18 protein-coding genes are annotated in these 21,422 nt (G+C 61.7%); 12 read left to right on the top strand and 6 right to left on the bottom strand.

Going from position 1 to position 21,422, the window contains the following annotated elements; translation table 11 throughout:
- Positions 1-183: hypothetical protein (locus PQQ96_RS31890; protein ID WP_408299927.1), on the top strand; the 183-nt coding region annotated here is incomplete at its 5' end.
- 51 nt (positions 184-234) lie between these two features.
- On the opposite strand, the gene PQQ96_RS31885 is transcribed toward PQQ96_RS31890, so the two are convergent.
- Positions 235-1,503 carry an SGNH/GDSL hydrolase family protein gene (locus PQQ96_RS31885; RefSeq protein ID WP_408299925.1) on the bottom strand — a complete coding sequence of 423 codons (1,269 nt, stop codon included), beginning with the start codon at positions 1,501-1,503 and terminating at the stop codon, positions 235-237.
- A gap of 160 nt (positions 1,504-1,663) precedes the next feature.
- Entirely contained in the window at positions 1,664-3,289 is a 1,626-nt protein-coding gene (locus tag PQQ96_RS31880; RefSeq protein WP_408299923.1) for an NAD(P)/FAD-dependent oxidoreductase, read from the bottom strand.
- A gap of 216 nt (positions 3,290-3,505) precedes the next feature.
- On the opposite strand from PQQ96_RS31880, the gene paaA reads away from it, so the two are divergent.
- The 8 genes from paaA to PQQ96_RS31840 all read left to right on the top strand — a co-directional run bounded on the left by paaA (position 3,506) and on the right by PQQ96_RS31840 (position 9,806).
- Positions 3,506-4,504 (top strand): 1,2-phenylacetyl-CoA epoxidase subunit PaaA, encoded by a 999-nt coding sequence (gene paaA / locus PQQ96_RS31875; RefSeq protein ID WP_408299921.1) that lies wholly within the window; start codon positions 3,506-3,508, stop codon positions 4,502-4,504.
- Positions 4,505-4,543: 39 nt separating this feature from the next.
- Entirely contained in the window at positions 4,544-4,828 is a 285-nt protein-coding gene (gene paaB / locus PQQ96_RS31870) for a 1,2-phenylacetyl-CoA epoxidase subunit PaaB (RefSeq protein WP_408299920.1), read from the top strand.
- An 8-nt stretch (positions 4,829-4,836) separates the two neighbouring features.
- On the top strand, positions 4,837-5,640 hold the full coding sequence (gene paaC, locus PQQ96_RS31865) for a 1,2-phenylacetyl-CoA epoxidase subunit PaaC (protein WP_408299919.1): 804 nt from the start codon (positions 4,837-4,839) through the stop codon (positions 5,638-5,640).
- 31 nt (positions 5,641-5,671) lie between these two features.
- Positions 5,672-6,214 (top strand): 1,2-phenylacetyl-CoA epoxidase subunit PaaD, encoded by a 543-nt coding sequence (paaD, locus tag PQQ96_RS31860; protein WP_408299917.1) that lies wholly within the window; start codon positions 5,672-5,674, stop codon positions 6,212-6,214.
- 1 nt (position 6,215) lies between these two features.
- Positions 6,216-7,304 (top strand): 1,2-phenylacetyl-CoA epoxidase subunit PaaE, encoded by a 1,089-nt coding sequence (gene paaE / locus PQQ96_RS31855; protein WP_408299915.1) that lies wholly within the window; start codon positions 6,216-6,218, stop codon positions 7,302-7,304.
- 154 nt (positions 7,305-7,458) lie between these two features.
- Positions 7,459-8,271, top strand: coding sequence for a DUF1835 domain-containing protein (locus PQQ96_RS31850; RefSeq protein ID WP_408299913.1), 813 nt, complete (start codon positions 7,459-7,461; stop codon positions 8,269-8,271).
- A gap of 14 nt (positions 8,272-8,285) precedes the next feature.
- The gene (locus PQQ96_RS31845; RefSeq protein WP_408299911.1) at positions 8,286-8,894 is read left to right on the top strand and encodes a TetR/AcrR family transcriptional regulator; all 609 of its coding nucleotides are present in this window, start codon (positions 8,286-8,288) and stop codon (positions 8,892-8,894) included.
- 243 nt (positions 8,895-9,137) lie between these two features.
- The gene (locus PQQ96_RS31840) at positions 9,138-9,806 is read left to right on the top strand and encodes a GNAT family N-acetyltransferase (RefSeq protein ID WP_408299909.1); all 669 of its coding nucleotides are present in this window, start codon (positions 9,138-9,140) and stop codon (positions 9,804-9,806) included.
- A gap of 81 nt (positions 9,807-9,887) precedes the next feature.
- Here the strand turns inward: PQQ96_RS31840 and PQQ96_RS31835 are convergent, their stop codons facing one another.
- Positions 9,888-10,385, bottom strand: a complete 498-nt coding sequence (locus PQQ96_RS31835) for an Lrp/AsnC family transcriptional regulator (RefSeq protein WP_408299907.1) — start codon at positions 10,383-10,385, stop codon at positions 9,888-9,890.
- 159 nt (positions 10,386-10,544) lie between these two features.
- Here PQQ96_RS31835 and hppD point away from each other — a divergent pair, with 159 nt between their 5' ends.
- Positions 10,545-11,642 (top strand): 4-hydroxyphenylpyruvate dioxygenase, encoded by a 1,098-nt coding sequence (gene hppD, locus PQQ96_RS31830; protein ID WP_054043238.1) that lies wholly within the window; start codon positions 10,545-10,547, stop codon positions 11,640-11,642.
- A gap of 145 nt (positions 11,643-11,787) precedes the next feature.
- Here hppD and PQQ96_RS31825 read toward each other — a convergent pair whose 3' ends face one another.
- Positions 11,788-11,988 carry a hypothetical protein gene (locus PQQ96_RS31825; protein WP_408299905.1) on the bottom strand — a complete coding sequence of 67 codons (201 nt, stop codon included), beginning with the start codon at positions 11,986-11,988 and terminating at the stop codon, positions 11,788-11,790.
- Positions 11,989-12,336: 348 nt separating this feature from the next.
- On the opposite strand from PQQ96_RS31825, the gene PQQ96_RS31820 reads away from it, so the two are divergent.
- Positions 12,337-15,936, top strand: a complete 3,600-nt coding sequence (locus tag PQQ96_RS31820) for an indolepyruvate ferredoxin oxidoreductase family protein (RefSeq protein WP_408299903.1) — start codon at positions 12,337-12,339, stop codon at positions 15,934-15,936.
- A 556-nt stretch (positions 15,937-16,492) separates the two neighbouring features.
- On the opposite strand, the gene PQQ96_RS31815 is transcribed toward PQQ96_RS31820, so the two are convergent.
- On the bottom strand, positions 16,493-18,775 hold the full coding sequence (locus tag PQQ96_RS31815) for an NADP-dependent malic enzyme (protein ID WP_408299901.1): 2,283 nt from the start codon (positions 18,773-18,775) through the stop codon (positions 16,493-16,495).
- Between the two features lie 305 nt (positions 18,776-19,080).
- Entirely contained in the window at positions 19,081-20,313 is a 1,233-nt protein-coding gene (locus tag PQQ96_RS31810) for an MFS transporter (RefSeq protein WP_408299899.1), read from the bottom strand.
- A gap of 386 nt (positions 20,314-20,699) precedes the next feature.
- On the opposite strand from PQQ96_RS31810, the gene PQQ96_RS31805 reads away from it, so the two are divergent.
- A complete protein-coding gene (locus tag PQQ96_RS31805) occupies positions 20,700-21,386 on the top strand; it encodes an orotate phosphoribosyltransferase (protein WP_074281967.1) in 687 nt (228 codons plus the stop codon).
- Positions 21,387-21,422 lie beyond the last annotated feature (36 nt).

The raw sequence follows: 21,422 nt of genomic DNA, 5'->3' as shown, positions 1-21,422 counted from the left end.
CACTTCAACCACCCGGCACCGCTTCGTTCTGCGTCGCTGCATCAGCAGCAGAGAGACGAGATTATGAAGAATCTTTTTCGTTTCGTCAACAACATTTTTTCGCTTTCGCTTAAAACCTTGTTGACGATACGGCCACCTGTTTCTGCAGCGGCCCTCGTTCGCAAACGAGGAGGCGAATCTTAGGCGAACATCAACGATACGACAAGGGTTTGACGAGAATATTTTTTTGGCGGCTCACTTCCGGGTCGAATTCACTACAGCAGCCACCGGAACCGCGTCGGCCATTGCGGTGTATCCCGCGTCGCTGGGATGAATATGGTCACCGCTGTCAAAGGCCCGCTGCAGGCGATTCGGTTGCGCCGGGTCGCGTAGTGCAGCGTCGAAATCCACAACGCCGTCGAAAGCGTGGCTGGTTCGGATCCACTGGTTGACCGCCAGCCGGATCGTCTCCCGCGGCGCCGGCAGCGACGCCGGCGTCAACGTTGCGCCAAACACCTTCACGCCGCGATGCCGCGCATCCGCAATCACCCGCTGGTAGCCGGCAATCAGATCGGCGGCCGTCACCGAAGTATGCGGGGCATCGCAGTCAAGTCCGCTGCGAGCCGGCATCTCCGCAAAGTTGATGTCGTTGATCCCGATCAGCAGAATCGCCGTCTTGACGCCAGGGCGCTCGAGCACGTCCCTGTCGAAACGCCGGACGAGCGCGTCACCGTAGCAGGGTGAGTCGCTCAGTAGGCGATTGCCGCTGATGCCAAGATTAACGATTGCCGTGGAATGGTCGCCGCTGCTGGCGAACCGGCGAGCCAGCGCATCCGGCCAGCGCCGGTTCTGGTTCAGGCTGGAGCGCATGCCGTCGGTGATCGAGTCGCCAATCGCGGCGACGGCGGCCGATGAAGGCGCGTCCACTGACAGACCCGTCACCCACACATATTGCGTGAACCGGCCGCGAAACGAATCGGCGAGAGTATCCGCTGTGTGATTACCTGGCGCAGAAACGTAATTCAACTGATTGGAGACCCGGTGCCATGCCACGATCCGCTGTTCCGGCCCCATGAAAGCACTGATCGCATAAGGCGAACCTTCGGCGATGTCGATAGCGATCGGGTCGCTGTCCAACTCTGCGCCCGCCGGTACGCTTACCGAGCTCTTGCCGCCGAACGTGACGCGCGTCTCGCCATTGCCCAACACGGCGGCACCGCCCGCCGAGCGCGCGATGCGCAGATCCTCGATGAGGAGCGTCGTCTTGCCGTACTCGTTGCTGAGATGCAGTCGTGCGGTTTTACCAGACAGCGTCGGATAGACGATCTGGCGAACCGTGCGCCCTGCTACCTCTGGGGCGCGATACAACGGCGGCAAATCCGACCGTTGCGGGATGGGTTGCAACGCCGTTGCCCACGCGGAGACCCAGTGCGCCGGGGCGTCAGCGGCAAAAACAGTCGAGGAAACGGCAAATTGGCAAAGCAGCGCTGCGCCACATGCGGCAGCCAGGGTACGAATGGTCATTCGGGTGGTCAGTTCGAGGCGAAACGTGCATTGTGCCCGATCGCCATAACCATCGCGGCTGTCCGCGCGAACGCTAGCACACGATCAGCCGCACCTGGTATCAGGGCTGCGGCGCCGAATGCGCCACAGCCATTGGCTGCAAGCGCAGACGCATGGCGAATCAACCCGTCGCCGACGCCCCAGTCATGTTCAACGCAAGCGCTTCGGCCACTTCGATCCCGTCGATGGCCGCCGAGTAGATCCCGCCGGCATAGCCCGCGCCTTCACCGGCCGGATACAAGCCCTCGACATTCATGCTCTGAAAGTCATCCCGGCGCCGCACGCGAATCGGCGACGACGTTCGTGTCTCGACGCCGGTCAGCACCGCGTCATGCATCGCGAAGCCGGCAATCTTCTTGTCCATCTGCGGCAACGCTTCGCGAATCGCTTCGATCACGTAGTCCGGCAGCGCCGTGCTGAGATCGGTCGGATGCACGCCCGGTTTGTACGACGGCACCACTGAACCCAGCGAAGTAGACGGCCGCCCGGCGATAAAGTCGCCAACCAGTTGGCCCGGCGCCATATAGTTGCCGCCGCCCAGTTCGAACGCCCGCTCTTCCCATTTGCGCTGGAAGGCGATCCCAGCGAGTGGACCGCCCGGATAATCGTCCGGCGTGATGCCGACAACAATGCCGGCGTTGGCATTGCGCTCGGCCCGTGAGTACTGGCTCATGCCGTTGGTCACCACGCGGCCCGGCTCGGAAGTCGCCGCGACCACTGTGCCCCCCGGACACATACAGAAGCTATAAACGGCGCGCCCGTTGCTGCAGTGGTGCACAACCTTATAGTCGGCGGCGCCCAGTTGCTTGTGACCGGCGAACTTGCCGAAACGGCTGCGATCGATCAACCCTTGCGGATGTTCGATCCGGAAACCGAGCGAAAACGGTTTCGCTTCTATATAGACACCGCGGTCGTTCAACATCTGGAAGGTATCGCGCGCGCTATGACCGACCGCCAGCACCACGTGGTCACAGCGCAAATGCTCGCCCGTCGACAGCTTGAGCCCGCGCACCTTGCCCTGATCGATTTCGATATCGTCGACCCGCGTCTCGAAACGCACCTCGCCGCCCAGCTCGTGGATGGTCGCGCGCATCTTCTCGACCATGCTGACGAGGCGGAACGTCCCGATATGGGGCCGGCTCAAATAAAGAATGTCCTCCGGCGCACCCGCGCGAACGAATTCATCGAGCACCTTGCGGCCGTAATGCTTCGGATCCTTGATCTGACTGTAAAGCTTGCCGTCCGAGAAGGTACCCGCGCCGCCTTCGCCGAACTGAACGTTCGATTCAGGATTGAGCACCGACTTGCGCCACAGCCCGAAAGTATCTTTGGTGCGCTCGCGCACGGCCTTGCCGCGCTCGAGAATGATCGGACGAAAACCCATTTGCGCCAGAATCAGCCCGGCAAACAGGCCGCACGGCCCCATGCCGATCACGACCGGGCGCGGGGCAGTCATCTGCTCCGGTGCCTTGGCGACAAAACGGTACGTCATATCCGGGGTCACACCGCAGTGCGGCACGTCGGCGAGCCGTTTGAGCGCGGCCGCTTCATCCTTTACCTCGACGTCGACGATGTAAGTGAGCTTGATGTCGGCGCGCTTGCGCGCGTCGTGCGCGCGACGAAACACGGTGTATCGGATGAGCCCGTCCTCGCCCACGCCGAGTTCAGCAAGGCGCGCGCGGACGGCGGCTTCGAGAACGCTCTCGGGATGGTCGAGCGGGAGCTTGATTTCGCTTAGACGTAACATGAGTACCGGGGGATGCATGAAGGCCATAAATCGCGGCCAATTCGCAATTTTATAGGTTAAGTGTCGGCGCGGGGCAGTGGCGCTCGCGAAACGCCTCGCCAGCGGGTCCAGGATCTCCCTATCGGGAAGCGCCGTTCGTCTCAAAAAATTTATTAACCGACCGGTCGGTTGATTTATACTGCGCAGACACAGACAACTTCCGCTGAGAGCGTCCCCATGTACACGCAATCCCTGGATATCCCCGGCAACGTCGCCCCGCTCGACGCAGCAGCGAGTTCGCCCGAGCAGGCGCAATTCGACGCGGTCATGGCCGCCGACGGCAAGATCGAAGCGCAGGACTGGATGCCTGACGCTTACCGCAAGACGCTGGTGCGGCAAATCTCGCAGCACGCGCATTCTGAAATCGTCGGCATGCTGCCCGAGGGCAACTGGATCTCGCGCGCACCCAGCCTGAAGCGCAAGGCGATCCTGTTGGCCAAAGTGCAGGACGAAGCCGGCCACGGCCTCTATCTATATAGCTCGGCGGAAACGCTCGGCGTGTCGCGCGATCAGTTGATCGCCGCATTGCACTCGGGCAAAGCCAAATATTCGAGTATCTTCAACTATCCGACGCCCACATGGGCGGACGTTGGCGTGATCGGCTGGCTGGTGGACGGCGCGGCGATCATGAACCAGATTCCGCTGTGCCGCTGCACTTACGGCCCGTATGCCCGCGCAATGATCCGTATCTGCAAGGAAGAGTCGTTCCATCAGCGTCAAGGCTTCGACGCGCTGATGTCGATGACGAGCGGCACCGACGCGCAACGCGAGTTGGTCCAGCAAGCGGTGAACCGCTGGTGGTGGCCGGTGCTGATGATGTTCGGCCCGAGCGACAAAGACTCGATCCACAGCAACCAGTCGTCGAAATGGGGCATCAAGCGCATCTCCAACGACGATCTGCGCCAGAAATTCGTCGACGCCACCGTCGACCAGGCCAAGGTGCTCGGCGTCACGCTGCCGGATCCGGACCTGAAGTGGAACGAAGCGCGCGGCCACCACGACTACGGCGACATCGACTGGGAAGAATTCTGGCGCGTCGTGAATGGCGACGGCCCGTGCAACCGCGAACGTCTCGCGACCCGCGTGAAAGCCCACGACGAAGGCACCTGGGTCCGTGAAGCCGCCCTCGCCCACGCCGATAAGCAGCGCCAGCGCGCACAACAGCAAGCTGCCTAACCGCGGCGACCAGCCAGACACAGTATCAGGAGATCAGCGATGAACAAGGAATGGCCGATTTGGGAAGTCTTCGTGCGCAGCAAGCAGGGACTCGACCATAAACACTGCGGCAGCCTGCATGCCGCCGACGCGCCGATGGCGCTGCGCATGGCGCGCGACGTCTACACCCGCCGCCAGGAAGGCGTGAGCATCTGGGTGGTGCCGTCGTCGGCGATCACGGCGTCCGCGCCGGAAGACAAGGCGGAGCTGTTCGAACCGGCTGGCGACAAGATTTACCGCCACCCGACGTTCTACAGGCTCCCCGACGAAGTCAACCACATGTAAGCGCGGCCATGACCATCACGCCCCAACATCTGCAGTACGTGCTGCGCCTCGCGGACACCGCGCTGATCCTCGGTCAGCGCAATGCCGAGTGGTGCGGTCACGGCCCGATCCTCGAAGAGGACATCGCGCTGTCGAACATGAGTCTGGATCTGATCGGCCAGGCGCGCCTGCTGTACACGCACGCCGCCTCGCTGGAACAGCAACTCACCGGCAAAACCCGCACGGAAGACGACTACGCCTACTTCCGCGCCGAACGCGAGTTCGCCAATTACACGCTGGCCGAGTTGCCGCATTACGGCCCGCTCGCCGGCACCGCGCAAGCCGAGAAGGACTACGCGGTCACGATCGTGCGCAATTTCCTGTATTCGACGCTGATGGCGCATCTGTGGACGGCCCTCACGACCTCGAAGGATGAACAGCTGGCAGCAATCGCCGCGAAGTCGATCAAGGAAACCAGCTATCACGTGCACCATGCGAGCGAATGGCTGATCCGTTTCGGCGACGGCACGGACGAATCGCATCGGCGCGCACAAGCCGCGCTCGACTATCTGCTGCCGTACACGCGTGAGTTTTTCAGCGCGGACGCCGTGGAGGAGACCATCGCCGCAGCCGGCATCGGGCCGCTGACGTCGGACCTCGAGGCGGCATGGCGCGAAGACGTACAGGCCACGCTCGACAAAGCCACGCTCCAGCTGCCCGAAGCGGTCAAGCACATCACGACCGGCAAGCATGGCGAGCACTCAGAGCACATGGGCTTCGTGCTGGCCGAAATGCAAAGCCTCGCGCGCCAGCATCCCGGCGCCACCTGGTAAGCGCTCAACCGGAACCCGACGGAACTTCACGATGACGACCTCGACTGCCATCTCCACTGCCGACGCCATGCTGGAACGCGCATGGGCCGTGCTCGAAACGGTGCCCGATCCGGAGATCCCGGTGGTGTCGATTCGTGAACTCGGCATTCTGCGCGATGTGCGACGCGCCGCCGACGGCACGCTCGAAGTCGTGATCACGCCAACCTATTCCGGTTGCCCGGCGATGTCGCAGATTGCTGAAGACGTCGCGCACGCGCTCGATGTGGCTGAACTGAAGCCGTATCGGATCGCCACGGTCCTCGCACCGGCCTGGACCACTGACTGGATGACCGCCGACGCGCGCGAAAAGCTGCGCGCCTACGGAATCGCGCCGCCCACGGGTAATTGCGGTTCCACTGCGCCGTCGCAGGAAAAAGTGCTGCGCTTCATGCCGCGCGCGCTGCCGGCGCCGTCCTGCCCCCGTTGCGGCTCGGCGCATACCGAGCGAGTCGCGCAATTTGGCTCGACGGCCTGCAAAGCGCTGTACCGCTGCCTCGACTGCCGCGAACCCTTCGACTACTTCAAACCATACTGATATGGCTACCCCGCAATTTCACCCGCTGCGTATCCGCGAAGTGCGTCCCGAAACCGCCGACGCGGTTTCGGTCGCCTTCGACGTCCCTGTCGAACTGCGCGACCACTATCGCTTCACGCAGGGCCAGTTCGTCACGCTGAAAACGCACATCGACGGTGAGGAAACGCGTCGTTCGTATTCGATCTGCGTCGGCGTCACCGATTACGATCGCGACGGCGAACTGCGCATCGGCATCAAGCGCGTGCGCGGCGGGCGTTTCTCGAACTTCGCGTTCGACACGCTGCAACCCGGCCACACCATCGACGTGATGACGCCGGATGGGCGCTTCTTCACCCATCTCAACGCAGACCAGGGCCAGCAGTACATCGCCTTTTCCGGCGGCTCAGGCATCACGCCGGTGCTCGCGATCATCAAGACGACGCTCGAAGTCGAGCCACGCAGCACCTTCACGCTGGTGTACGGCAACCGCAGCGTCGATCAGATCATGTTCGCGGAAGAACTCGAAGATCTGAAGAACCGCTTCATGGACCGCTTCGTGCTCTATCACGTGCTGTCGGACGACCTGCAGGACGTCGAGTTGTTCAACGGCGTGCTCGACCAGCAGAAGTGCGCAGCCTTCATCGAGAACCTCCTGCCGGCCGACGCGATCGACGAAGCCTTCATCTGCGGCCCCGCGCCGATGATGGATGCCGCCGAGGCGGCGCTGAAAGCCGCGGGCGTGCCTTCGGCAAAAGTGCATGTGGAGCGCTTCGGTTCGCCGCTGCCGCAAGCGGGCGTGCCGCCGGTCGAAATCACCGACGACACCCCGGCCGCCGACCTCGAAATCGTCCTCGACGGGAAAAGACGCAAGTTGCGCCTGCCGTATCAGGGCGTGAGCGTGCTCGACGTCGGCTTGCGCGCCGGCCTCGCGCTGCCGTATGCGTGCAAGGGCGGTGTCTGCTGCACCTGCCGCGCAAAGGTGCTCGAGGGCGAGGTGAAGATGGAGAAGAACTACACCCTGGAAGAACACGAAATCCGCGACGGTTTCGTGCTGACCTGCCAATGCCATCCGATCAGCGATCGCGTGGTGGTGAGTTACGACGAGCGCTGAGTCGAGCGCGGCGGGTGGCCATGCGACACCCGCAACGCTTTCAGCAGGTCCGCGATCCGCTTACACTAGGGGCCGCTCGTGATCGGACACCTGTCCCGGTCGATGAGCGGTCCCTTTTGTCATTTGCGTTTTTTGCCAGCCCAAGCCACTGCCGATGAGCATCATCCACCTCACCAACGGCGATGTCGCCGCCGAGTCACTGCGCGCCGCGCTAGCCGAGGCGGGCCACGACGATCGCGTGCATGCACTGCGCGACGATCTGGCGGTCGGTCCGCTGCGCGGCATCGATGACGGACCCGACGTGCGAGCCGAGTTCTGGGACCGTGTCAGCACGGACACCCGGCGCGATTTTCTTCGGGAATTCCGCGAGCAGGCGGCAGCGCTGGAGAACATCGCACGCGGCGAGGCGAACCTCGTGGTCTGGCACGGCGAAAGCGCAGCCGATCAATTGATGCTGCGCCGGGTCTGCTACCACCTGCGCAACAACCCGCAGCGACTGAACGAAGTGCGTCTATCGATTCGCGACCTCACCGATCCGGGCGCATGGGCACACAGCCGCAAAGATCGCGCGACATCCGTCGGCATGTTCTCGCCGGCTGTCCTGCAAGGGCGTCTGTCGGACGCGGCACCGATTTCGGTTCTGCGCATCAGCCGGCTCGCGCTCGAATGGCAGGAAGCCAAACACGCGAACGGGGAGACGCGGCGCTGGCGCGACAACACGTTCACGAGCGGCAGCTTCGCCGATCTGGACACGCTGATTCTCGAGCATGTCACCGCCGACTGGCAGCCGGCCGCGCATGTTGCCGCCGCATTGATGGCCGCCGAACTCGGCTATCTGGTGAGTGACACCATTGTGCTGTGGCGCTTCCGCGAACTGGCCGCGACCCGCCGCATCAAGCTGCGTGGCGACACAAGCGCATGGCGCACGCTGGAACTATGTACTGCGCTTGCCCCCTGTCCACACTAATAAAATAGACGACTATGGCCCGCACCCGAGCCCCCGACCACGAAACCCAGCGCGATCAGATTCTCGAACTAGCCGCGGCGAAATTCGCCCAGACCAGCTACCCGAGCACCTCGATGGCTGACCTTGCCGCCGCGAGCGGCACCTCGAAAGCGCGCCTGTACCACTACTACGCGAGCAAGGAAGCGATCCTGTTCGATCTGCTGGATCGCTACACCAAGCGGTTGATGCTGATCATCGCCGAGGTGGAAGGTGCGAGCCAACGCCGTGGACTGACGGAGCGGGAAACCTTCGCGGAGCTGATCCGTGCGTTTTTGTCCGAGTACGAGACGTCGCACAGCCGCCACGTCGCGCTCCTCAACGACGTGAAGTATCTGGTCGACACCCAGCGCGAGGTCATCCTGAACCGCCAGCGCGATGTGGTCGCGGCGTTTGCGCGGCAGCTGGCGCGTGCCTATCCGGAACGCGCCACGCGCGAAAACCAGACCGCCCTCACGATGATGGTGTTCGGCATGATCAACTGGACGTTCACCTGGCTCAAGCCAGACGGCAAGATGGGCTACCGGGAATTTGCCGAGCAAGTGATCAATATGGTGGACCACGGGTTGAGCGCTGCCGAGGCCTGATTTGCGCACGACAGCATTGTTCAGAGGAAATGGTCGCCACGAGTTGCCTAGGCGCGGCACTTTCTCGCGAACGCTCGTTCAGTTTATTTTCCTTTAATAATCAATGCTATAAAAATAGGGCGCCAACTTTTTAGGCATTCCCTTCAATTTTTTATACGGGTTTTCCCTAGTGATAAGCCAGGGTTTCCGCTAAAATCGTTTTTGCGGTGCACCATTCCGCTCGATTAAAAGGAGAACCCGACCATGAACTTGATTACACCCCGCGCCGCCGAGCCGATCGTCGCACACGATCGCGTGTTGCAGCCAGGCGGTCGTGCGCCTGCTCTGGTCCGTGAGCTCACCGCCATCGATCGCGAACGGCTGCTGACCCACTTCCTCTCGCTTGGTGAAGAAGACCGCCTTCTGCGCTTCGGCCAGATCGTGCCGAACCACGTCATTGAAAACTACGTCCGCGCGATCGATTTCACGCGTGACACGGTTTTCGGCGTATTCAATAGCCAGTTGCAACTCACCGGCGTCGGCCATCTGGCGTATCTGCCGGCCGAAGGCGACAAGCGCACCGCCGAGTTCGGCGTTTCGGTGCTAGAAAGCGTCCGCGGGCAAGGGATTGGCTCGAAGCTCTTCGAGCGTGCCGCCATCCGCAGCCGCAATACACATGTCACCACGCTTTACATGCATTGCCTGTCGCGCAACTCGACCATGATGCACATCGCGAAGAAGGCGGGCATGAAGATCGAATACGCGTACGGCGAAGCAGACGCCTACTTGACGCTGCCGCCGGCGGATCAATCGAGCATCATCGCTGAGATGCTGCAGGAGCAGGCAGCGGTGTTCGACTACGCACTCAAGCGCCAAGCGCGTCAGGCGTCGAAGTTGTTCGAATCGTTTATACCGACCGCAGCGGCAGCCTGAACAGCCTGCGCTTCGACGAAAGAAAGGGCGGCCTTATGGCTGCCCTTTTTGTTTGTCCGTCCCCTGACCGCAGCCCAGCGCTCACAAAATCGGCAATGCCGTCGTCTCCTTGAATTTCTCGAGCGAAAAGCTCGTTTTCACGTCGATGACAGAGGGATGGTGCAGCAACTGATCCTGCACGAAACGGGAAAAGTGCGCCATATCCTCGACCTGTACACGCAGCAGGTAATCCATGTCGCCCGTCATCGCGTGACATGCGACGACTTCCGGCCACGTCTGCACCGCTGCGCGGAACAGATCGGCATGCGTGGCGTCGCCGCGCGGACTGAGTGCTGGACCACTACGCTTTTCCAGCCGCACGTTGACGTAGGCCAGCAGATCGAGCCCAAGCTTTTGCGCGTCGAGTAACGCGACATAGCCGCGGATCACCCCGCTCTCTTCCAGCCGACGGATACGCCGCAGACACGGGCTCGGCGACAGGTTGATGCGCTCGGCGATCTCCTGGTTCGACAGCCTGCCATTCTCCTGAAGGATGGCCAGAATGCGTCTGTCGATAGCGTCTATCTCGATACTGGGCATTTCCTGCCGTCCGTGTGAAAAATTGCGCTAGAAAATAGCGCCAGCGTATCGCCATGCGATTAAGTTCGCAAGTTTTCGCCGTGAGCCCGCCTTTACACTTGCGTCATTCAGTCGCGCAATGCGCGCACCCCGCGCCGGCGCTCATAGGAGACAGACACAATGCAGGTTTCAACTTGGGAAAACCCGGTCGGTACCGACGGCTTCGAATTCATCGAATACACCGCACCGGATCCGAAGGCGCTCGGCAAGCTGTTCGAACAGATGGGCTTCACCGCCGTCGCCCGGCATCGTCACAAAGACGTGACGCTGTATCGCCAGGGTGAAATCAACTTCATCGTCAACGGCGAGCAGGATTCGTTCGCGCAACGTTTCACGCGCCTGCATGGCCCGTCGATCTGCGCGATCGCGTTCCGTGTGCAGGACGCAGCGAAGGCGTACCAGCAGGCCCTGGAAAAAGGCGCCTGGGGCTTCGACAACAAGACCGGCCCGATGGAACTGAACATCCCGGCGATCAAAGGTATCGGCGACTCGCTGATCTATTTCGTCGACCGCTGGCGCGGCAAGAACGGCGCTGAGCCGGGCACCATCGGCAACATCGATATTTACGACGTCGACTTCGAGCCGATTCCTGGCGCGAATCCGAACCCGGTCGGCCACGGTCTGACCTACATCGATCACCTGACGCACAACGTCCATCGCGGCCGCATGCAGGAATGGGCGGAGTTCTATGAGCGTCTATTCAACTTCCGGGAAGTGCGTTACTTCGACATCGAAGGCAAGGTGACCGGCGTGAAATCAAAGGCAATGACCTCGCCGTGCGGCAAGATCCGCATTCCGATCAATGAGGAAGGTTCGGACGTGGCCGGTCAGATCCAGGAGTATCTGGATCAGTACCATGGTGAAGGCATCCAGCACATTGCGCTGGGCAGCAACGACATCTACCGCACGGTGGACGGTTTGCGCGCGGCGAACATCTCGCTGCTCGATACGATCGACACGTACTATGAACTGGTCGATCGCCGCGTGCCGAACCACGGCGAGCCGCTCGACGAATTGCGTAAGCGCAAGATTCTGATCGACGGCGCACCCGACGACTTGCTGCTGCAGATCTTCACCGAAAACCAGATCGGACCGATCTTCTTCGAGATCATCCAGCGCAAGGGCAATCAGGGCTTCGGCGAGGGCAACTTCAAGGCGTTGTTCGAATCGATCGAACTGGATCAGATCCGCCGCGGCGTGGTTCAGGACAAGGTTTAACGACGCAAGGTCAACGGCCGGCGAAGAATCTGAGAGATAGAAAAAAGGGCGAGGATCTTGCGATCCTCGCCCTTCGTCGTTTGTGCCGTTGTCAGAAGCCCGGACAACGACTGATTTTCAACCGATACGCCGCCTTAGCGACGCATCACGAATTCTGGTCTTCCTCGTCGGCTTTCGTGGATTGTGCAATGCGCTCCACCGCAATGCGCGCGGGCGCGACTTGCGCCGTGCTGGCAATTGCATTCGACAGCGTCCCTGCGCTGTTCGAACTCGAGCGCACCGGCGCGCTCATGGCGAAAAATGCGGCCGAAACCATCAGGAACGTCTGGATGTTTCTAGTGTTCATGCGTACTCCTTTTCTAACTGCCCTGCTGTCCTGAAGCTCCACCGAATGCGGAGCGTTGCGCAGACATTGCTCGCAGGTGGGGGTATTAGACAGACATTTCAACTGCGGTTCCGCAGATTTGTAGTTTTTACAGCTTGTTACAGCAGCGTTCCGGCACTTTAAGTCATCCCGCGTATTCCGTGGAGACCAAGCTGCGTTGCCGCATTTCTGGCGTGGTGCGGCGGGTTTTCACCAGTGCTACCATCACTTAAAACACGTCAATATGGCGACCCCGCCCCAAGCATTCACAAGATGCCGCGGCCCAAAAAAAGTTTTGGTGATCCCAAACTGGTTGGAGGAGTACACATAATGAATGCCCCGCTAGACGCAGGTCAGCGAGCTTCGCTCGAAGCCGCGCTATCTTCCGTCACGCTCGACGACAAATACACCCTCGAACGCGGCCGTGCGTACATGAGCGGCATCCAGGCGCTAGTTCGTCTGCCGATGCTGCAGCAGGAGCGCGACCGGGCCGCCGGGCTCAATACCGCCGGCTTCATCTCCGGTTACCGCGGATCGCCACTCGGCGGACTCGACCAATCTCTGTGGAAAGCGAAGCAGCATCTCGCCTCGCACCAGGTGGTGTTCCAGCCCGGCGTCAACGAAGACCTTGCGGCCACCTCCGTATGGGGTTCACAGCAGGTCAATCTGTACCCGAGCGCCAAGTACGATGGCGTGTTCTCAATGTGGTACGGCAAGGGCCCGGGCGTCGACCGTTCCAGTGACGTGTTCAAGCACGGCAATTCGGCCGGCTCGGCGCAACACGGCGGCGTTCTCGTGCTCGCCGGCGACGACCACGCCGCCAAATCCTCGACACTCGCGCACCAGTCGGAACACATCTTCAAGGCGTGTGGCCTGCCAGTGCTGTTTCCATCGAACGTGCAGGAATATCTGGATTTCGGCCTGCACGGCTGGGCGATGAGCCGCTATTCCGGCCTCTGGGTGGCGATGAAGTGCGTGACCGACGTGGTCGAATCGTCGGCTTCGGTCGACATCGATCCGCACCGCACGAAAATCGTTTTGCCGGACGACTTCGCGATGCCCGAAGGCGGCCTGAACATCCGCTGGCCGGATCCGCCGCTGGTGCAGGAAGCGCGTCTGCTCGACTACAAGTGGTACGCGGCGCTCGCCTATGTGCGCGCGAACAAACTCGACCGCGTCGAAATCGATTCGCCGCACGCGCGTTTCGGCATCATGACCGGCGGCAAGGCGTACCTCGACGTGCGTCAGGCGCTGACCGATCTCGGCCTCGACGACGAAACCTGTTCGCGCATCGGCATCCGTCTATACAAGGTCGGCTGTGTCTGGCCGCTCGAGGCGCAAGGCGCGCAAGCCTTCGCGCGCGGCCTCGAGGAAATTCTGGTGGTTGAAGAAAAGCGCCAGATTCTCGAATACGCGATCAAGGAAGAACTGTACAACTGGCCCGATGCGCAGCGTCCGCGCGTGTTCGGCAAGTTCGATGAAAAGGACGGTGCCGGTGGGGAATGGTCGGTGCCGATGGGCAACTGGCTGCTGCCCGCACACTACGAACTCTCGCCGGCGATCATCGCCAAGGCAATCGCCACGCGGCTCGACAAGTTTGACCTGCCGTCCGACGTACGTGCACGCATTGCCTCGCGCATCGCCGTGATCGAAGAAAAGGAAAAAGCCCTGGCGCGCCCGCGCGTCGAAGCCGAGCGCAAACCGTGGTTCTGCTCAGGCTGCCCGCACAACACGTCGACGAACGTGCCGGAAGGGTCGCGCGCGATGGCCGGCATCGGCTGCCACTACATGACCGTGTGGATGGACCGCAGCACCAGCACGTTCAGCCAGATGGGCGGCGAAGGCGTCGCGTGGATCGGCCAGTCGCCGTTCACCAATGACAAGCACGTGTTCGCCAACCTCGGCGACGGCACCTACTTCCACTCGGGCCTGCTCGCGATTCGCGCGGCGATCGCGTCGAAAACGAACATCACCTACAAGATTCTCTATAACGACGCGGTTGCCATGACCGGCGGCCAGCCGGTCGACGGCGTACTGACCGTGCCGCAAATCACGCACCAACTCGCCGCCGAAGGCGCGACGAAAATCGTGATCGTTACCGATGAACCGGAGAAGTACGCCGCGAACGTCGGCCTCGCGCCCGGCATCGACATCCACCATCGTGACAAGCTCGACGAAGTTCAGCGTCAGCTTCGCGAGATTGCCGGCACCACGATCCTGATCTACGACCAGACCTGCGCAACAGAGAAACGCCGCCGCAGGAAACGCGGCACGTATCCGGATCCGGCACGCCGTGTCGTCATCAACGAAGCGGTGTGCGAAGGCTGTGGCGATTGCTCGGTGAAGTCGAATTGCCTGTCCGTGGAACCGCTCGACACCGAGTACGGCACCAAACGCCAGATCAACCAGTCCACCTGCAACAAGGACTTCTCGTGCGTGAACGGGTTCTGCCCGAGCTTCGTCTCCGTCGAAGGGGGACAGTTGCGCAAGCCGAAGGCGGCTTCCGGCATCGTCGGTGATGCGATGCCGCCGGTACCGGAACCCGAGCTCCCGTCGATCGCGCGCCCTTATGGGGTGCTGGTGACGGGCGTCGGCGGCACGGGCGTTGTGACGATCGGTGCATTACTCGGGATGGCCGCGCATCTGGAAAACAAGGGCGTTACGGTACTCGACGTCACCGGCCTCGCGCAAAAGGGCGGCGCCGTGATGAGCCACGTGCAGATCGCCCAGCACCCGGCTGACATCCACGCGACCCGCATCGCAATGGGGGAAGCCAGTCTCGTGATCGGTTGCGACGCGATCGTTACCGCCAGCGACGAATGCGTCTCGCGCATGCAGGTGGGCCGCACACGTGTCGTGCTCAATAGCGCGCACACGCCGACCGCCGAACTCATCAAGAACCCGAACTGGCGCTTCCCCGGCAGCAGCACCGAAGCGGATGTGCGTGCCGGCGCGGGCGACGACGGCGTTGATATGGTCGACGCGAATCACTTCGCCGTCGCGCTGCTCGGCGATGCGATCTACACGAATCCGTTCGTGCTCGGCTACGCATGGCAACGCGGCTGGGTGCCGCTGACCTATCAGTCGCTGATGCGCGCGATCGAACTGAACAACGTGCAGATCGAAAAGAACCGCGCAGCATTCGAATGGGGGCGCCGCGCGGCGCATGATCTGGCTGCGGTGCGCAAGCTCGCGCAGTCGCAAGGACGCGGTGCCGCCGCGGAAACGACGAGCAGCAAGATCATTTCGTTGCACACGCCGAAGGCGCTCGACACGCTGATCGATAAGCGCGCCGACTACCTTGCAGCATGGCAAAACGACGCGTACGCCGACCGCTATCGCGCGCTGGTGTCGCAAGTGCGGGTAGCGGAATCGGCGCTCGATTCGATCGACGGGCAGTTGCCGTTGACCGAAGCGGTCGCCAAGAATCTGCACAAGCTGATGGCCTACAAAGACGAGTACGAAGTCGCACGGCTCTACAGCGACCCCGCGTTCATCGAAAAACTGAAGGCGAATTTCGAAGGCGACTGGAAGCTGCACATTCACCTCGCGCCGCCGACGTTCTCGAAGAAAGACGCACACGGCCATCTGGTGAAGAAGAAGTACGGGCCCTGGGTGTTCAGCGCCATGCACGTGCTCGCAAAACTCAAGTTCCTGCGCGGGACCGCGCTCGACGTGTTCGGCAAGACGGAGGAGCGTCGCACGGAGCGTGCGGTGATTGGCGAGTACGAAGCGCTGGTGCGCGAGCTGATCGGCGGTCTGACTGCGCAGAAGCGCGAACTGGCGGTCGAACTGGCGAATCTGCCGGACGGCATCCGCGGCTACGGGCACGTGAAGGAAAATAACCTGAAGGGCGTGCGAGTCAAGTGGAACGACTTGCTGACGCGTTGGCGCTCGTCGGAAACGGGAAAGACGCAGCACGCTGCGTGATCTTGCCGGCTTGACCGGCTGGCATTGACCTGAAATGGAAAAGGCGGCTGTCCTCGTGGACAGTCGCCTTTTTTTGCCTGTTTCGACACGTGATGCGTGTGTACAAGAACAAGCGGTACAGCTCCTTCCAACAACACAACAACAACCAACCAAAAACAAACAACTGCCAGACAACAACTACGAACTTCTACTACGACTACGACTACGAACTACGAACTACGAACTACGAACTTCTACTTCTGCTTCTGCTTCTGCTTCTGCTTCCATCCAACACCAGAAGAAGCGCGGCGCCTGACGCGATGCAAGGATTGACCAGCCGACTGTTCCGTTGCGTTCGCGTTGTGCCGCGCCTCAGAAGTAACTTTACAAAAGTGTCACAGGAAACCGAATAGGAGCATTCTTAAAGCTCACCTAGCTCCATAAGAATTTTTCAGACCAACAGCCATTACAGTAAGAACGCCCAAATAAAAAACGCCACGGAAGCACCTTCCGTGGCGTTCTCACAGGCTTGCCGCAAACGCCGCAATGCAGCGCCGCTTCAACCCTCAATACCGCATTACTGCGCGCTCACCCGCTTGCGAGCGTTTGCCGAAGCCACCGCCGTCATGTTGATGATCCGGCGCACGGTCGCAGCCGGCGTCAGGATGTGCACCGGCTTTTCCGCGCCCAACAGGAACGGTCCCACCGTCACGCCTTCGCCGCCGATCATCTTCAGCAGGTTGTACGTGATGTTCGCCGCTTCCACGTTCGGCATGATCAGGAGATTCGCTTCACCGGTCAGCGTCGTGCCCGGGAACGCGGCCTTGCGGACGGCTTCCGACAACGCCGCGTCGCCGTGCATCTCACCGTCGATCTCGAGCGAAGGCGCACGTTCAGCAATCAGCTTGCGAGCTGCGGCCATACGTTGCGACGACGAAGACGGCGCGCTGCCGAAGTTCGAATTCGACAGCAACGCAACCTTCGGCGTGATACCGAACTTCTCGATTTCGCGCGAAGCCAGCATCGTCATGTCGGCGAGCTGTTCGGCGGTCGGCGTTTCGTTCACGTACGTATCGCAGATGAACAGATTGCGGCCCGGCAGCATCAGCAGATTCATTGCAGCAAAGTTCTGCACGTTATCTGCCTTGCCCAGCACCTGCTCGATGAACTTCAGATGCGTGTGGTACTGGCCGATCATCCCGCAGATCATGCCGTCCGCTTCGCCGAGGCGCACGAGGATCGCGCCGATCAGCGTGTTGAACTTGCGCATCGCGGCCTTCGCGACATCCGGCGTCACGCCTTCACGCGCGCCGAGTTCGTGGTAAGCCTGCCAGCATTGCTGATAGCGCGGATCGTCTTCCGGATCGACGACTTCGAAGTCTTCACCGCACTTCAGCTTCGAGCCCATCTTCTTCAGACGCATCGCGATCACCGACGGACGGCCGACCAGAATCGGCTTGGCGATCTTTTCCAGCAGCACGAACTGCGCGGCGCGCAGCACGCGCTCGTCCTCACCTTCGGCGAACACGATACGCGCCACCTCTGACTTCGCCGCGGCGAACACCGGACGCATCACCATGCCGGTGCGGTACACGGTCGTGCCGAGTTCTTCGCGGTACGCATCCATATCCTTGATCGGACGGGTCGCGACGCCCGAGTCCATCGCGGCTTGCGCGACAGCCGGCGCGATCTTGATGATCAGGCGCGGATCGAACGGCTTCGGAATCAGGTAGTCAGGACCGAATTCGAGCGAGTGGCCTTCATACGCCTTGGCGACTTCATCGCCCTGATCGGTTTCTTCGGCCAGTTCGGCAATCGCGCGCACGCAGGCGAGCTTCATTTCTTCCGTGATCGTGGTCGCGCCGACATCCAGCGCGCCGCGGAAGATGAACGGGAAGCACAGCACGTTGTTGACCTGGTTCGGGTAATCCGAACGGCCCGTGGCGATGATGCAGTCCGGACGCACCTTCTTCGCTTCTTCCGGTCGGATTTCAGGTTCCGGATTCGCCAGCGCCAGAATCAGCGGCTGCGTGCCCATTTCGACGACCATTTCCGGCTTCAGCACGCCCGCGCTCGAGCAGCCGAGGAACACGTCGGCGCCGCGGATCGCGTCGGCCAGCGTACGTGCTTCGGTGTTCGCCGCGTAACGTTCCTTCGACGGATCGAGATTGCCGCGGCCTTCGTAGATCACGCCCTTCGAATCCGTGACCAGCACGTTCTTCTTCGACAGGCCCAGGTTCACCAGCAGATCCAGACATGCGATCGCAGCCGCGCCCGCGCCCGAACACACCAGCTTCACTTCGTCGAGCTTCTTGCCGACCACTTTCAGGCCGTTCAGGATCGCCGCCGAAGCGATGATCGCGGTACCGTGCTGATCGTCGTGGAAGACGGGAATCTTCATGCGCTCGCGCAGCTTCTTCTCGATGTAGAAGCACTCCGGCGCCTTGATGTCTTCAAGGTTGATGCCGCCCAGCGTGGGTTCGAGCATCGCGATCGCTTCAACCAGCTTGTCCGGATCGGACTCGGAGAGTTCGATGTCAAACACGTCGATGCCGGCGAACTTCTTGAACAGGCAACCCTTGCCTTCCATCACCGGCTTCGCGGCGAGCGGGCCGATATTGCCGAGACCGAGCACGGCCGTACCGTTCGTGATCACGCCGACCAGGTTGCCGCGCGAGGTGTACTTCTGCGCGTCGAGCGGGTCTTCGTAGATTGCCATACAGGCTGCAGCCACGCCCGGCGAGTACGCCAGCGACAAGTCGAGCTGGTTCGACAGCGGCTTGGTTGGCGTGACCGAAATCTTGCCGGGTTTCGGAAACTGGTGGTATGCGAGAGCGCTTTGCTTGAGTTGTTCGTCCATTTTTTAGCCTGCGAGACGTAAGTAATTGGGCCCGCCACACTGCACCGTTGGCGTCGCTTCGCGTCTATCGAATGGATAATCGACTGCGGCGGTTTTCGCATGCGCCGGTTGGGCGCGGCGTCGAACCTCGGCGGAGCGCAAGACGGTGCGGAGTGCTACGCGGGTCGGTTAGTGTACACCCCCAATGCGTCGATGCACTGAGTGGTTAACATGGCTCGCCATCGGCGAAACACCGGCTGGCGAATGCTGCAGCGCCGCATCCGGCGGCCATTTTGCTGACGATTGTCCCGCGCGTCAGGTGCGCGTCAATCGAGCTCGGCGCCGCGTCGTTCAGGGATCAGAAAGAGCGTCGCGAAGATGTCGAGCAGATAGATCGACGCGAGCAAAGCGAGCGCGGCGCCAAACGAATAGCGCGCGGCCAATGCGCCCACGACCACCGGCCCGAAACCGCCAACCGCCCGGCCGACGTTGAACAGCACGTTCTGCGCGGTGGCGCGTGCATCGGTGGGATAAAGCTCGGAGATCAGCGCGCCATAGCCACCGATCATCCCGTTGACGAACACGCCCATCGCCGCACCGCCGATCAGGAGCGCCATCGGCGTCGTTAAATGAGCGTAGACGAAGACCATCACGACCGCGCCCACCTGGTAGAACAGGAAAGTCGGTTTGCGGCCGAAACGATCGGCGGCCATGCCGAACAGCCAGATGCCGCACGCCATGCCGAGAACCGTCACGGCGGTCCACACGCCGGATTTGGTCAGCGAATAACCAAACGTCTTCGACAAATAGCTCGGAAGCCAGATCATCAGACCGTAATAGCCGAAGTTCTGCACTGAACAGAGAATCGCGACGCCGACGCTGGCGCGCGTGGTGCGTCCATCGGCGACCAGCAGCTTGAGCGGCAGCTTACGCATGCCACGCGCGACGCGTTCGGTGAAGAGCGCCGGCTCCTCCACGCGGCGCCGCACGAAAAACGACACTACGGCAGGCAGCAATCCCAGCGCGAACATGCCGCGCCAGCCAATCACCGGCAGCAGCAACGGCGTCAGCAGCGCGGCCGCCAGCACTCCGAGTTGCCATCCCAGCCCGACATACGAGGATACGCGCGCCCGCTGTGACGCCGGCCACGCCTCGGCCACCAGCGTCATGCCGATGCCGAACTCGCCGCCCAGCCCGATGCCAGCAATGGTCCGATAGGCCAGCAGGTCGGTATAACCCTGCGCCAGCGCACACAGTCCGGTGAAGACGGCGAAGATCAGAATCGTCCACGTCAGCATCCGCACGCGGCCGAAATAGTCGCTCAACACGCCGAAAATCAGGCCGCCCGCCACCGCGCCAATCAGCGTCCACGTGACGAGCGAACCGGCCTGCGCGGAGCTCAGATGCAGGTCCACTGCAATCACCGGCAGCATGAACCCGAGGATCAGCAGATCGAAGCCGTCCATCGCGTACCCGAGCACTGAAGCGATCAGCGCCCGGCCGGCATAGCCGCTTTTGGCGGGTTGGCGGGTCTCGGCGGTAGAAAAAGCGGCAGTCATTGAAAGCATTCCGTAGGACATGGAGGCGGCCAACGTACCAGGCCGCCCAGGAAAGTCGCGTGAGTGTAAAGGCGCCCAAAGCAGCTCACAAGCAGACTAAAAGGCAGACCAGGAAACAGGCCGGGAAGCAGCGGTAAACCTTCCCCGAACGAACCTCCTCAGCCCCGTTCAGCGCCGCCGTTATGACCGTCATTCGTGGCAGGCACGCACGACGGCCTCCTCGGGAGGGCCCATTTCGGGTAAAATGTCGGCCTACGCGCGTAGCAAAAACCGGCCTGCACCACTGACCGGCTACGTATTCCGCCCATCATGGCGCGGCATACCCCGCTTGCTGCGCCACCGGGCCCCGCGCCCGCTTCTCCCCGCTCACACCCAAGGATCCGCCCATGACAGGCTTCGATCGCCAGACGATCTCCGACACGACCGCCAAGATGCTGCTGGAAGTGCAAGCAGTGCACTTTAACGCGGAGAAACCGTACATTTTCACGTCCGGCTGGGCGAGCCCGGTTTATATCGACTGCCGCAAACTGATCTCGTATCCGCGCGTGCGCCGTGGCCTGATGGAAATGGCTGAAGCCACCATCCTGCGCGACGTCGGCTATGAGCAGATCGACGCAGTGGCCGGTGGTGAAACCGCCGGCATCCCGTTCGCGGCATGGCTGTCCGACCGCCTGATGGTGCCGATGCAATACGTGCGCAAGAAGCCGAAGGGTTTCGGCCGTAACGCGCAGATCGAAGGTTTGCTGACCGAAGGCCAACGCGTGCTGCTGGTCGAAGACCTGACCACGGACAGCCGTAGCAAGATCAACTTCATCAACGCGCTGCGCACCGCCGGCGCGACGGTGAACCACTGCTTCGTGCTGTTCCACTACAACATCTTCAAGGAAAGCGTGTCGGTGTTGAAAGACATCGACGTCGATCTGCACGCACTGGCCACGTGGTGGGACGTGCTGCGCGTCGCCAAGGCAAACAACTACTTCGACACCAAGACGCTCGACGAAGTGGAAAAATTCCTGCACGCGCCGGCCGAATGGTCTGCAGCGCACGGCGGCGCCAACGCGACGCCGCAGTAAGCGCAGCCGCTCAATGCGGATGGAATAGAAAAGGCC

This window comes from Paraburkholderia sediminicola (genome assembly GCF_046027825.1).
Taxonomy (GTDB): Bacteria; Pseudomonadota; Gammaproteobacteria; order Burkholderiales; family Burkholderiaceae; genus Paraburkholderia; species Paraburkholderia sediminicola_D.
Note: the sequence above shows the minus strand (reverse complement) of the source record. Positions and strands in the feature narration are given on the sequence as shown.

Bases quoted from the DNA above. Each gene is read 5' to 3' on its own strand.
- PQQ96_RS31885 (WP_408299925.1), bottom strand. From the start codon at position 1,503: ATGACCATTCGTACCCTGGCTGCCGCATGTGGCGCAGCGCTGCTTTGC.
- PQQ96_RS31880 (WP_408299923.1), bottom strand. From the start codon at position 3,289: ATGTTACGTCTAAGCGAAATCAAGCTCCCGCTCGACCATCCCGAGAGC.
- paaA (WP_408299921.1), top strand. From the start codon at position 3,506: ATGTACACGCAATCCCTGGATATCCCCGGCAACGTCGCCCCGCTCGAC.
- paaB (WP_408299920.1), top strand. From the start codon at position 4,544: ATGAACAAGGAATGGCCGATTTGGGAAGTCTTCGTGCGCAGCAAGCAG.
- paaC (WP_408299919.1), top strand. From the start codon at position 4,837: ATGACCATCACGCCCCAACATCTGCAGTACGTGCTGCGCCTCGCGGAC.
- paaD (WP_408299917.1), top strand. From the start codon at position 5,672: ATGACGACCTCGACTGCCATCTCCACTGCCGACGCCATGCTGGAACGC.
- paaE (WP_408299915.1), top strand. From the start codon at position 6,216: ATGGCTACCCCGCAATTTCACCCGCTGCGTATCCGCGAAGTGCGTCCC.
- PQQ96_RS31850 (WP_408299913.1), top strand. From the start codon at position 7,459: ATGAGCATCATCCACCTCACCAACGGCGATGTCGCCGCCGAGTCACTG.
- PQQ96_RS31845 (WP_408299911.1), top strand. From the start codon at position 8,286: ATGGCCCGCACCCGAGCCCCCGACCACGAAACCCAGCGCGATCAGATT.
- PQQ96_RS31840 (WP_408299909.1), top strand. From the start codon at position 9,138: ATGAACTTGATTACACCCCGCGCCGCCGAGCCGATCGTCGCACACGAT.
- PQQ96_RS31835 (WP_408299907.1), bottom strand. From the start codon at position 10,385: ATGCCCAGTATCGAGATAGACGCTATCGACAGACGCATTCTGGCCATC.
- hppD (WP_054043238.1), top strand. From the start codon at position 10,545: ATGCAGGTTTCAACTTGGGAAAACCCGGTCGGTACCGACGGCTTCGAA.
- PQQ96_RS31825 (WP_408299905.1), bottom strand. From the start codon at position 11,988: ATGAACACTAGAAACATCCAGACGTTCCTGATGGTTTCGGCCGCATTT.
- PQQ96_RS31820 (WP_408299903.1), top strand. From the start codon at position 12,337: ATGAATGCCCCGCTAGACGCAGGTCAGCGAGCTTCGCTCGAAGCCGCG.
- PQQ96_RS31815 (WP_408299901.1), bottom strand. From the start codon at position 18,775: ATGGACGAACAACTCAAGCAAAGCGCTCTCGCATACCACCAGTTTCCG.
- PQQ96_RS31810 (WP_408299899.1), bottom strand. From the start codon at position 20,313: ATGACTGCCGCTTTTTCTACCGCCGAGACCCGCCAACCCGCCAAAAGC.
- PQQ96_RS31805 (WP_074281967.1), top strand. From the start codon at position 20,700: ATGACAGGCTTCGATCGCCAGACGATCTCCGACACGACCGCCAAGATG.